The organism is Erwinia tasmaniensis Et1/99 (assembly GCF_000026185.1).
Lineage (GTDB): Bacteria > Pseudomonadota > Gammaproteobacteria > Enterobacterales > Enterobacteriaceae > Erwinia > Erwinia tasmaniensis.
In genome coordinates this window covers 2,600,256-2,612,371 of record NC_010694.1, presented here as the reverse complement: position 1 = coordinate 2,612,371, position 12,116 = coordinate 2,600,256, and the positions used below count along the sequence as shown (strand labels likewise).

At 53.9% G+C, this 12,116-nt stretch carries 9 protein-coding genes; 8 read left to right on the top strand and 1 reads right to left on the bottom strand.

What is annotated here, in order from left to right; all coding sequences use genetic code 11:
- Positions 1 to 3: 3 nt before the first annotated feature.
- On the bottom strand, positions 4 to 1,287 hold the full coding sequence (locus tag ETA_RS12690; RefSeq protein WP_012442024.1) for a citrate synthase: 1,284 nt from the start codon (positions 1,285 to 1,287) through the stop codon (positions 4 to 6).
- Between the two features lie 626 nt (positions 1,288 to 1,913).
- Here ETA_RS12690 and sdhC point away from each other — a divergent pair.
- The 8 genes from sdhC to sucD all read left to right on the top strand — a co-directional run bounded on the left by sdhC (position 1,914) and on the right by sucD (position 11,549).
- A complete protein-coding gene (gene sdhC, locus ETA_RS12685) occupies positions 1,914 to 2,303 on the top strand; it encodes a succinate dehydrogenase cytochrome b556 subunit (protein ID WP_012442023.1) in 390 nt (129 codons plus the stop codon).
- A complete protein-coding gene (gene sdhD, locus ETA_RS12680; protein WP_012442022.1) occupies positions 2,297 to 2,644 on the top strand; it encodes a succinate dehydrogenase membrane anchor subunit in 348 nt (115 codons plus the stop codon). Before sdhC ends, sdhD begins: the two co-directional genes overlap by 7 nt.
- Positions 2,644 to 4,410 carry a succinate dehydrogenase flavoprotein subunit gene (gene sdhA / locus ETA_RS12675; RefSeq protein WP_012442021.1) on the top strand — a complete coding sequence of 589 codons (1,767 nt, stop codon included), beginning with the start codon at positions 2,644 to 2,646 and terminating at the stop codon, positions 4,408 to 4,410. Before sdhD ends, sdhA begins: the two co-directional genes overlap by 1 nt.
- Before the next feature lie 17 nt (positions 4,411 to 4,427).
- Positions 4,428 to 5,144 carry a succinate dehydrogenase iron-sulfur subunit gene (locus tag ETA_RS12670; RefSeq protein WP_012442020.1) on the top strand — a complete coding sequence of 239 codons (717 nt, stop codon included), beginning with the start codon at positions 4,428 to 4,430 and terminating at the stop codon, positions 5,142 to 5,144.
- A 231-nt stretch (positions 5,145 to 5,375) separates the two neighbouring features.
- Complete coding sequence (sucA, locus tag ETA_RS12665) at positions 5,376 to 8,183, top strand: 2-oxoglutarate dehydrogenase E1 component (RefSeq protein ID WP_012442019.1); 2,808 nt, start codon at positions 5,376 to 5,378, stop codon at positions 8,181 to 8,183.
- Positions 8,184 to 8,196: 13 nt separating this feature from the next.
- Positions 8,197 to 9,414, top strand: a complete 1,218-nt coding sequence (gene odhB, locus ETA_RS12660) for a 2-oxoglutarate dehydrogenase complex dihydrolipoyllysine-residue succinyltransferase (protein WP_012442018.1) — start codon at positions 8,197 to 8,199, stop codon at positions 9,412 to 9,414.
- Between the two features lie 96 nt (positions 9,415 to 9,510).
- On the top strand, positions 9,511 to 10,677 hold the full coding sequence (gene sucC, locus ETA_RS12655; RefSeq protein ID WP_012442017.1) for an ADP-forming succinate--CoA ligase subunit beta: 1,167 nt from the start codon (positions 9,511 to 9,513) through the stop codon (positions 10,675 to 10,677).
- A complete protein-coding gene (gene sucD, locus ETA_RS12650; RefSeq protein WP_012442016.1) occupies positions 10,677 to 11,549 on the top strand; it encodes a succinate--CoA ligase subunit alpha in 873 nt (290 codons plus the stop codon). The genes sucC and sucD overlap by 1 nt, the downstream gene beginning before the upstream one ends.
- Positions 11,550 to 12,116 lie beyond the last annotated feature (567 nt).

Below are 12,116 nucleotides of genomic sequence, written 5' to 3'. Positions count from 1 at the left end.
GATTTACTTTTTAATGTTAGAGGTGAAATCGCGCTGATCGTAGCCGGTGTAGAGCTGACGAGGGCGGGCAATTTTCACACCATCGTCGTGCATTTCCTTCCAGTGGGCAATCCAGCCAACGGTACGCGCCATAGCGAAAATCACCGTGAACATGGAGGATGGGATCCCCATCGCTTTCAGAATGATCCCTGAATAGAAGTCGACGTTTGGATAAAGTTTGCGCTCGATGAAGTAGGGGTCGTTAAGCGCAATGTGCTCCAGCTCCATCGCCACTTCCAGCAGGTCATCTTTCATACCCAGCTCATTCAGCACTTCATGGCAGGTTTCGCGCATAACGGTCGCGCGCGGATCGTAGTTCTTATAGACGCGGTGGCCAAAGCCCATCAGACGGAACGAATCGTTTTTATCTTTCGCGCGGCGCAGGAACTCTGGGATGTGCTCAACGGTGCTGATCTCCTCTAACATGCGCAGGCAAGCTTCATTTGCTCCGCCGTGAGCAGGTCCCCACAGTGATGCAATCCCCGCCGCGATACAGGCAAACGGATTGGCACCGGACGAGCCCGCGGTGCGCACGGTGGAGGTAGAGGCGTTCTGTTCATGGTCGGCATGCAGGATCAGGATGCGGTCCATGGCACGTTCCAGAACCGGATTCACCACGTAGTCTTCACAAGGCGTAGAGAACATCATATTGAGGAAGTTTCCGGCGTACGACAGGTCATTACGCGGATAAACAAACGGCTGGCCGATAGAATATTTGTAACACATTGCCGCCATCGTCGGCATTTTTGACAGCAGGCGGAAAGCGGCAATTTCACGATGCCGTTCGATATTGACGTCCATTGCATCGTGATAAAATGCGGCCAGCGCCCCGGTCACGCCGCACATGACCGCCATCGGATGGGAGTCACGACGGAAGCCACGGAACAGATGGTGGATCTGCTCATGCAGCATGGTATGACGCGTTACCGTCACCTTGAATTCCTTGAACTGTTCCGCGCTAGGCGCCTCACCATTGAGAAGAATGTAACATACTTCCAGATAGTTAGAGTGCAGCGCCAGCTGATCGATGGGAAAACCGCGGTGCAGAAGGATGCCCTCATCACCGTCAATGTAGGTGATTTTTGATTCGCAGGAGGCGGTAGAGGTAAACCCAGGGTCGAAGGTGAAGTAGCCTTTTGAGCCAAGAGCACGGACGTCAATTTCTTCCTGGCCTAATGTACCCTTTAGCACATCAAGCTCGATCGGAGCTTCACCATCGAGGGTTAGCGTTGCTTTTTTATCAGCCATTTACAATCTCCTTAGCGCCTTATTGAGGGATCTTGATCACCGGGCAAGCCATATCTCCCCAGCCTCTTGCCTGACGCAAAAGGGGATCAACTCTGTGGCATCTTATTATGTGCAGGGTACAGAGTGACGGGCGCATGGTGGCCGGGATGATACCAACCTGATGAGTATCAGTCATGACAAGATCCGGTCTGAACATAGCTTACGTGCAAGCCAATACCTGAGACTTTTGATAATCTTAGTCAATCTTACATAACTTGTGCTTACGGGAAAGAGTATCCCCATATCTTTTGTGCATCATAGAATGTTAGCCCCAAGTTTGTAGCAAAAATGTTTAACTTTTGTCAAATCAGATAATTAAATTAGCTTATTTTGTCAAAACTGTGAGGATTGTCACTGTTCGACCGAAAGTTTACCAAAGAGTTTGTAGGGGAATTGTAATGAGATTGTGATCCACTTATAATGCGGCCAGGTCTCCGGAAATACCCTGCTGTAGGAGCCACCCAGCGTTTCATACGCGCCGTTTGACACTGGACGTTGAAAGTTTTAGTGCCTGTCGCGAATGCTTGCCTTCATTAACGCTGTCTGACCCCCTTCAGGACCGGAGGAAGCAAAATAAGAAAGGCTGTGTGGGCAAAACCGTGAAAAAACAAAGACCTGTCAACTTGGATCTCTCTACGATCCGGTTTCCCTTAACTGCAATTGCGTCCATTCTCCACCGCGTTTCCGGCGTCATTACCTTTGTGTCGATCGGGATTTTGCTTTGGTTACTGGGCTTGTCGCTCTCTTCTCCCGAAGGTTTCCTCCAGGCTTCCGCCGTAATGGATAGCTTTATTGCCAAATTTATCATGTGGGGCATTTTGACCGCGCTGGCCTACCATATTGCCGGTGGCATTCGCCATATGATGATGGATTTTGGCCTGCTGGGTGAAACCTTAGAAACCGGCAAGTTTTCTGCGCAAATTGCATTCGGTATCACCGTCGTGCTTTCAATTCTGGCTGGAGTCCTCGTATGGTAAGCAACGCTTCTGCACTGGGGCGCAACGGCATTCACGACTGGCTGCTGTTGCGTGCCGCCGCGATGATAATGACCTTTTACGTCCTTTATATCCTCGCTTTTATTGTGATGTCCGGGCCACTGACTTTTGATATCTGGCGTGGTTTTTTCGCTTCCTCCTTCACGAAAGTTTTCACCCTTCTGACGCTGTTCTCCATTCTGGTGCACGGTTGGATTGGGATGTGGCAGGTACTGACTGACTATATTAAACCCCTTGCGCTGCGCATGATGTTGCAGCTGGTTGTCGTGGTCGCACTGTTGGTGTATGCCATTTATGGAACTGTTGTTGTGTGGGGTGCGTGATGAAGTTGCCAGTAAGAGAATTTGACGCCGTAGTGATCGGCGCAGGCGGTGCAGGAATGCGCGCCGCCCTACAGATTTCCCAGTCGGGCCAGACCTGTGCCCTGCTTTCAAAAGTGTTTCCCACCCGCTCCCATACGGTATCCGCCCAGGGCGGGATTACCGTTGCGCTGGGTAATACCCACGAAGACAACTGGGAATGGCATATGTATGACACCGTCAAAGGTTCCGATTATATCGGCGACCAGGACGCGATTGAGTACATGTGTAAAACCGGCCCGGAAGCGATTCTGGAGCTGGAGCATATGGGGTTGCCGTTCTCGCGCCTTGATGACGGCCGCATCTATCAACGCCCGTTTGGCGGACAGTCGAAAAACTTTGGCGGTGAGCAGGCGGCCCGTACCGCCGCGGCCGCTGACCGTACCGGCCATGCGCTACTCCATACGCTTTATCAGCAGAACCTGAAAAATAAGACCACTATTTTTTCCGAATGGTACGCGCTGGATTTGGTGAAAAATGCCGATGGGGCGATTGTCGGCTGCACCGCGCTGAATATCGAAGACGGTGAAGTGGTCTATTTCAAAGCGCGCGCAACGGTACTGGCTACCGGCGGTGCAGGGCGTATTTACCAGTCGACCACCAATGCCCATATCAATACCGGTGACGGGGTTGGCATGGCGCTACGTGCCGGTGTACCGGTGCAGGATATGGAAATGTGGCAGTTCCACCCAACCGGCATTGCCGGCGCGGGCGTGCTGGTGACGGAAGGCTGTCGTGGTGAAGGCGGCTATCTGCTGAATAAACACGGTGAGCGCTTTATGGAGCGCTATGCGCCAAATGCGAAGGATCTTGCCGGGCGTGACGTGGTGGCACGTTCCATTATGATCGAAATACGCGAAGGACGTGGCTGTGACGGCCCTTGGGGGCCTCATGCCAAGCTGAAGTTGGATCATCTCGGCAAAGAGGTGCTTGAGTCACGTCTGCCGGGAATTCTGGAACTTTCTCGCACCTTCGCCCACGTAGATCCGGTAAAAGAACCAATCCCGGTGATACCAACCTGTCACTATATGATGGGCGGCATTCCGACTAAAGTCAGTGGTCAGGCGCTGACCGTGAACGAGCAGGGGGACGATGTGGTGATCCCTGGCCTGTTTGCGGTGGGTGAAATTGCCTGTGTCTCGGTGCACGGTGCAAATCGCCTGGGCGGCAACTCATTGCTCGACCTGGTGGTCTTTGGGCGTGCGGCCGGGCTGCATTTGCAGGAGTCTATCCAGGAACAGGGCGCACTGTTGGATGCGACAGAAGACGAAATCGAGGCTTCACTGGCGCGTCTGAACCGCTGGAATAATAACGTTACCGGTGAAGACCCGGCAGAGCTGCGTAAAGCGCTACAGGCCTGCATGCAGCATAACTTCTCGGTATTCCGCGAAGGTGATGCCATGGCAAAAGGTTTGGCCGAGCTGAAGGTGCTGCGTGAGCGTCTGAAAAATGCCCGTCTGGATGACCGTTCCAGCGACTTCAATACCCAGCGCGTTGAGTGTCTGGAGCTGGACAACCTGATGGAAACGGCCTACGCCACCGCCGTGTCGGCCAACTTCCGTACTGAAAGCCGTGGTGCACACAGCCGCTTCGACTATCCTGAACGTGACGATGCAAACTGGTTATGTCACAGCCTGTATCTGCCGCAAAGTGAAAGCATGACGCGCCGTGAGGTGAACATGCAGCCGAAACTGCGTGAAGCCTTCCCGCCGAAAGCGCGTACCTACTAGTTTGCGGAGATAACACCATGAGACTCGAATTTTCCATCTATCGTTACAACCCGGATGTCGACGATGCTCCGCGTATGCAGGATTATCAGCTGGAGTCGGAAGACGGCCGTGACATGATGCTGCTGGATGCGTTAATGCGTCTGAAAGAGCAAGATCCGACGTTAGCGTTTCGCCGTTCCTGCCGTGAAGGGGTGTGCGGTTCCGACGGCCTGAATATGAATGGCAAAAACGGGCTGGCATGCATTACGCCAGTTTCCGCGTTGGGCAACGGCAAAAAGAAAATTGTTATCCGTCCACTCCCCGGATTACCGGTCATCCGCGATTTGGTAGTAGACATGGGGCAATTCTATGCGCAGTATGAGAAGATTAAGCCTTACTTGTTGAATAATGGGCAGAAACCGCCAGCAAGAGAGCATCTTCAGCAGCCAGAGCAGCGTGAAAAGCTGGATGGTCTGTATGAATGTATTCTTTGCGCCTGTTGTTCCACCTCATGCCCGTCATTCTGGTGGAACCCGGACAAATTTATTGGCCCGGCGGGCCTGCTGGCGGCTTATCGGTTCCTGATTGACAGCCGTGATACGGAAACGGATGCGCGTCTGGATAATCTGGACGATGCGTTCAGCGTATTCCGTTGCCACAGTATTATGAACTGTGTCAGCGTATGTCCGAAAGGGCTGAACCCGACCCGCGCTATTGGCCATATCAAGTCGATGCTGCTGCAACGGGGCGCTTAACGCCAACCATTCCGGGAGCCAAAGGTTCCCGGAATGTTATCAGGCAATCTTTGTAAAGGGTGTTCGCCAGACGACAGTTAGCGGAAACCTTTTACAAAGGTTCCCTTACGGGCCGGTCGCTCGTATCGAAGAACCGTACCACGGTAAGCCGTTAACGCGGCGCGGGGCCTGCAAAGGTTCTATTAAACAACCACGGCGAAAAAAAAGCACAACTATGCTTAAGGGATCACAATGCAGAACAGCGCGATGAAACCCTGGCTGGACTCCTCCTGGCTGGCTGGCGCGAACCAGTCCTACATAGAGCAGCTCTATGAGGACTTTTTAACCGATCCTGACTCTGTCGATGTGGCCTGGAAGTCTCTCTTCCAGCAGCTTCCTGGCACTGGGGTTAGACCTGAACAAATCCACTCCACCACGCGCGAGTATTTCCGCCGTCTGGCGAAAGATGCTTCGCGTTACAACACCTCCGTCAGCGACCCTGCAACCAACGCCAAACAGGTTAAGGTACTGCAACTGATCAACGCGTTTCGTTTCCGCGGGCATCAGCAGGCTAACCTTGACCCGCTGGGGCTGTGGAAGCAGGAGCCAGTGGCGGATCTTGACCCAGGTTATCATGGCCTGAGCGATGCTGATTTCCAGGAAAGTTTCAACGTGGGTTCCTTTGCCATCGGCAAAGAAACGATGAAGCTGGCCGATCTGTACGCGGCGCTGAAGCAAACCTACTGCGGCTCCATTGGTGCAGAATATATGCACATCACCAATACGGATGAAAAGCGCTGGATACAACAGCGTCTTGAGTCGGTGGTGGGGCGGGCTTCTTACTCTGTTGAAGAGAAAAAAGGTTTCCTCAAGCAGCTGACCGCCGCAGAAGGGCTGGAGCGTTATCTTGGCGCAAAATTCCCCGGTGCAAAACGCTTCTCGCTGGAAGGCGGCGATGCGCTGGTGCCGATGCTGAACGAGATGATCCGTCATGCCGGTAAAAGCGGCACGCGGGAAGTGGTGCTGGGAATGGCGCACCGTGGCCGCCTGAACGTGCTGATCAACGTACTCGGCAAAAAGCCGCAGGATCTGTTCGACGAATTCTCCGGCAAGCACAAAGAACATCTGGGTACGGGTGACGTGAAGTACCATATGGGCTTCTCATCCGACGTGGAAACCGAAGGCGGTATGGTTCACCTGGCGCTGGCGTTTAACCCTTCGCATCTGGAAATCGTCAGCCCGGTGGTGATGGGATCGGTTCGTGCCCGCCTCGACCGCCTCGATCAGCCCGGCAGCAATAAAGTGTTGCCGATCACCATTCACGGTGATGCTGCGGTTATCGGGCAGGGCGTTGTGCAAGAAACCCTGAATATGTCTGAGGCTCGCGGGTATGAAGTCGGCGGTACGGTGCGTATCGTGATCAACAACCAAATCGGTTTCACCACTTCCAACCCAAGAGATGCACGCTCTACGCAGTATTGTACCGACATTGGTAAAATGGTGATGGCGCCTATCTTCCACGTCAACGCGGACGACCCGGAAGCGGTAGCCTTTGTCACTCGGCTGGCGTTAGATTTCCGTAACACCTTCAAACGCGACGTGTTTATCGATCTGGTTTGCTATCGCCGTCACGGTCATAACGAAGCGGATGAGCCCAGCGCCACGCAGCCGGTGATGTACCAGAAAATCAAAAAGCATCCGACGCCGCGTAAGCTCTATGCTGACAAGCTGGAGGCCGAGCAGGTTGCCAGCCTGGAAGATGCCACTGAAATGGTCAACCTGTATCGCGATGCTCTGGACGAAGGCGAATGCGTGGTGCCGGAATGGCGTCCTATGAGTCAGCACTCCTTCACCTGGTCGCCGTATCTGAATCACGACTGGGACGAAAGCTATCCAGAACGCATTGAGCTTAAGCGATTGCAGGAACTGGCTAAGCGCATCAGCAGCGTGCCGGAAACGGTAGAAATGCAGTCGCGCGTGACCAAAATCTACAACGATCGTGCAGAAATGGCCGCTGGTAACAAGGCGTTCGACTGGGGCGCGGCGGAAAACCTGGCCTATGCCACGCTGGTAGATGAAGGCATCCCTTGCCGTCTGTCCGGCGAGGATATGGGGCGTGGCACCTTCTTCCATCGCCATGCGGTGATCCATAATCAGTCCAACGGCTCGACTTACACCCCGCTGCAGCATGTTCATAACGGTCAGGGCATCTTCAAGGTGTGGGACTCAGTGCTTTCTGAAGAGGCGGTGCTGGCGTTTGAATATGGCTACGCAACTGCGGAACCGCGCACGCTGACCATCTGGGAAGCGCAGTTCGGTGACTTCGCTAACGGTGCTCAGGTGGTGATCGACCAGTTCATCAGCTCCGGTGAGCAGAAATGGGGTCGTATGTGCGGACTGGTGATGCTGCTGCCTCACGGCTACGAAGGGCAGGGCCCGGAGCACTCCTCCGCGCGTCTGGAGCGCTACCTACAGCTTTGCGCCGAGCAGAATATGCAGGTGTGCGTGCCTTCTACCCCGGCACAGGTTTACCACATGCTGCGACGTCAGGCGCTGCGCGGCATGCGCCGCCCGCTGGTGGTGATGTCACCTAAGTCACTGCTGCGTCATCCGCTGGCGGTCTCTTCTTTGGAAGAGCTGGCTAACGGCGCTTTCCAACCGGCGATTGGCGAAATTGACGCGCTGGAGGCGAAGTCGGTGAAGCGTGTGGTGCTCTGTTCCGGTAAGGTTTATTACGATCTCTTGGACAAGCGCCGCAAAAATGAGCAAACCGATGTCGCTATCGTGCGTATCGAACAGCTCTATCCGTTCCCGCATAAGGCGGTTCAGGATGTGTTGAAGCAGTATTCCCACGTACATGATTTTGTCTGGTGTCAGGAAGAGCCACTCAACCAGGGTGCATGGTACTGCAGTCAGCATCACTTCCGCGAAATCGTCCCGTTTGGGGCTTCATTACGTTATGCCGGTCGTCCTGCTTCAGCATCACCGGCTGTAGGTTATATGTCCGTTCACCAGCAGCAGCAGCAAGACCTGGTTAATGACGCGCTGAACGTTGAATAATTAAGGAAAGAAAATGAGTAGCGTAGATATCGTTGTTCCTGACCTGCCTGAGTCCGTGGCTGACGCCACCGTAGCTACCTGGCACAAAAAACCCGGCGACAGCGTCAAGCGTGATGAAGTGCTGGTGGAAATTGAAACCGATAAAGTGGTTCTTGAAGTGCCGGCTTCTGCCGACGGCGTGCTGGAAGCCATCCTTGAAGACGAAGGCGCGACGGTCATTTCCCGTCAGGCGCTCGGTCGTCTGAAAGAGGGCAACAGCGGCGGTAAGGAGACCTCCGCCAAAGTCGAAGCCAATGAATCGACGCCAGCACAGCGCCAGACGGCATCGCTGGAAGAAGAAAGCAATGATGCCCTGAGCCCGGCTATCCGTCGTCTGATTGCCGAGCACAGCCTCGATCCGGCAGCAATCAAAGGCAGCGGTGTCGGTGGGCGCATCACGCGTGAAGATGTGGAAAAACATCTGGCGCAGGCTCCGGCGGCGAAGGCGGAACCTAAAGCAGCAGAAGCCGCAGCGCCAGCGGGCCTTGCCAACCGCAGCGAGAAGCGCGTGCCGATGACCCGCCTGCGTAAACGCGTAGCCGAGCGTCTGCTGGAAGCAAAAAACAGCACCGCCATGCTGACCACGTTCAATGAAGTGAATATGCAGCCTATTATGGCGCTGCGTAAGCAGTACGGTGAAGCGTTTGAAAAACGTCACGGCGTTCGTCTGGGCTTTATGTCCTTCTATATCAAAGCGGTAGTAGAAGCGCTGAAGCGTTATCCAGAGGTGAATGCCTCAATCGACGGTACGGATGTGGTTTATCACAACTACTTTGACGTCAGTATTGCCGTCTCCACGCCGCGTGGTCTGGTGACCCCGGTGCTGAAAGATGTGGATGCGCTGAGCATGGCCGATATTGAGAAGAAAATCAAAGAGCTAGCGGTGAAAGGGCGTGACGGCAAGCTGACCGTTGATGAACTGACCGGGGGTAACTTCACTATCACTAATGGTGGTGTCTTTGGTTCGCTGATGTCTACGCCGATTATCAACCCGCCACAGAGCGCTATTCTCGGCATGCACGCGATTAAAGATCGCCCAATGGCGGTGAATGGCCAGGTGGTGATCCAGCCAATGATGTATCTGGCGCTCTCCTACGATCACCGTCTGATTGATGGCCGCGAATCCGTTGGCTATCTGGTGGCGATTAAAGAGCTGCTGGAAGATCCGGCTCGCCTGCTGCTGGACGTCTAAATATCCGGCGTGCGGCATGCAGTGATGCCGCACCCAACCCTATGTATGGCTGCTGATGGCAGCCCCGTCTTTTCAGACCTGAATGGATAGAACATCATGAACTTACACGAGTATCAGGCAAAGCAGTTGTTTGCACGGTATGGCCTACCGGCACCCACCGGTTATGCCTGCACAACGCCACGCGAAGCAGAAGAGGCCGCCTCTAAGATTGGTGCCGGCCCGTGGGTAGTGAAATGTCAGGTTCATGCCGGTGGCCGTGGTAAAGCGGGCGGTGTGAAGGTGGTAAACAGCAAAGAAGATATCCGTGCTTTCGCCGAAAACTGGCTGGGTAAACGCCTGGTAACCTACCAGACCGATGCCAGCGGTCAGCCGGTTAACCAGATCCTGGTTGAAGCCGCGACCGACATTGATAAAGAACTTTATCTGGGCGCGGTAGTGGATCGTGGTACTCGCCGCGTGGTGTTTATGGCGTCCACCGAAGGCGGTGTCGAAATTGAAAAGGTAGCGGAAGAAACGCCACATCTGATCCATAAAATGGCGCTCGATCCGCTGACCGGCCCACAGCCTTATCAGGGCCGTGAGCTGGCGTTCAAACTGGGTTTGACCGGCAAGCAGGTTGGTCAGTTTACCAAAATCTTTATGGGCCTGGCGACGCTGTTCCTTGAGCGTGACCTGGCGCTGGTTGAGATCAATCCGCTGGTAGTCACGAAGCAGGGCGATTTGGTGTGCCTGGACGGTAAACTGACGGCCGACGGCAATGCGCTGTTCCGCCAGTCCGACCTGCGCGAAATGCGTGACCCAAGCCAGGAAGACTCGCGTGAAGCGCATGCCGCCCAGTGGGAGCTGAACTATGTTGCCCTGGAAGGCAACATTGGCTGCATGGTAAACGGTGCAGGCCTGGCGATGGGCACGATGGACATTGTGAAACTGAGCGGTGGCCAGCCGGCGAACTTCCTCGACGTTGGCGGTGGCGCGACCAAAGAGCGCGTGACCGAAGCGTTTAAAATCATTCTGTCCGACGACGCGGTGAAAGCGGTGTTCGTTAACATCTTCGGCGGTATCGTGCGCTGCGACCTGATCGCAGATGGTATCATCGGCGCCGTGGCGGAAGTGGGCGTTAACGTACCGGTCGTGGTTCGTCTGGAAGGAAACAATGCCGAGCTGGGTGCCAGGAAACTGGCGGACAGCGGCCTGAATATTATTGCAGCAACCAGCCTGAGTGACGCGGCGCAGCGCGTTGTTGCCGCAGCGGAGGGTAAATAATGTCTATTCTGATCGATAAAAATACCAAGGTAATCTGCCAGGGTTTCACCGGTGGTCAGGGAACGTTCCACTCTGAACAGGCGCTGGCATATGGCACCCAGCTGGTTGGCGGCGTAACGCCGGGTAAAGGTGGCACCGAGCATCTCGGTCTACCGGTGTTTAATACCGTGCGCGAAGCGGTCGAAGCAACGGGCGCAACCGCATCGGTCATCTACGTTCCGGCACCATTCTGTAAAGACGGTATCCTGGAAGCCATTGAGGCGGGCATCAAGCTGATCATTACCATAACCGAAGGTATTCCGACTCTGGATATGCTGACAGTGAAGGTGAAGCTGGATGAAGCCGGCGTGCGTATGATTGGTCCAAACTGTCCGGGCGTGATCACTCCGGGTGCCTGTAAAATTGGCATCATGCCGGGCCATATTCACCAGCCTGGTCGTATCGGTATCGTTTCCCGTTCAGGCACGCTGACCTATGAAGCGGTTAAACAGACCACTGACATCGGTTACGGCCAGTCAACCTGTGTAGGTATTGGCGGCGATCCGATCCCGGGTTCAAACTTTATCGATATCCTGAAACTGTTCCAGGACGATCCGCAGACCGAAGCCATTGTCATGATTGGTGAAATCGGCGGAAGTGCTGAAGAAGAAGCGGCGGCATTTATCAAAGAGCACGTCACCAAGCCGGTGGTGGGTTATATCGCTGGTGTGACCGCGCCGAAGGGTAAACGTATGGGCCACGCCGGCGCCATCATCGCTGGTGGCAAAGGCACGGCCGACGAGAAGTTCGCCGCGCTGGAAGCGGCCGGTGTGAAAACCGTCCGTAGCCTTGCCGATATCGGTGAAGCGGTGAAAGCGGTATTACCGCGATAAATTTGCGTTGCATTAATAATACTTAACAAAAAGCCACCTTCGGGTGGCTTTTTTCGTCAACCTCTGCCAAATTTTAATGAACTTAAGATATCCGCTCTGGGATGAATAACAAAAATACTCACGCCGGGGAATGAGTAATTAACCTTTTCGCGTCGGTTATTTTTCATTTGTCTATTATAAAGCACACACCTGATTAACATTACCTGCCTCCTATCATACCTTCACTACGTCAGATATTGTTTCATATCAATATTGCGGCAGTTATTTATGGGCTTTATGGCTGGCGTATTACCGCTCGATTAGTTTAAATGGGGCTGGGATCGTCATCGTTTTATTTAATTCATTAAGAATTAATATATTTATTTGAAAATCAAACAGCCTTTATAAATCAGCCGAAGCGGGAGTAGGCAAAGTACTGAAAACACCACGACTAGAGCAGCAACGCTTTAAGGCTTCACGCCTTTTCTGAGCTATCTGGCTCAGGTTTTCTCTCGTGGGTCGGAAACGGCTATAACAAATAAATATTCTTTTTATTCATTGGTCAGTCAGCGGATATTGTTGAGGGGT

Bases quoted from the DNA above. Each gene is read 5' to 3' on its own strand.
- odhB (WP_012442018.1), top strand. From the start codon at position 8,197: ATGAGTAGCGTAGATATCGTTGTTCCTGACCTGCCTGAGTCCGTGGCT.
- sdhD (WP_012442022.1), top strand. From the start codon at position 2,297: ATGGTAAGCAACGCTTCTGCACTGGGGCGCAACGGCATTCACGACTGG.
- ETA_RS12670 (WP_012442020.1), top strand. From the start codon at position 4,428: ATGAGACTCGAATTTTCCATCTATCGTTACAACCCGGATGTCGACGAT.
- sucA (WP_012442019.1), top strand. From the start codon at position 5,376: ATGCAGAACAGCGCGATGAAACCCTGGCTGGACTCCTCCTGGCTGGCT.
- sucC (WP_012442017.1), top strand. From the start codon at position 9,511: ATGAACTTACACGAGTATCAGGCAAAGCAGTTGTTTGCACGGTATGGC.
- sucD (WP_012442016.1), top strand. From the start codon at position 10,677: ATGTCTATTCTGATCGATAAAAATACCAAGGTAATCTGCCAGGGTTTC.
- ETA_RS12690 (WP_012442024.1), bottom strand. From the start codon at position 1,287: ATGGCTGATAAAAAAGCAACGCTAACCCTCGATGGTGAAGCTCCGATC.
- sdhA (WP_012442021.1), top strand. From the start codon at position 2,644: ATGAAGTTGCCAGTAAGAGAATTTGACGCCGTAGTGATCGGCGCAGGC.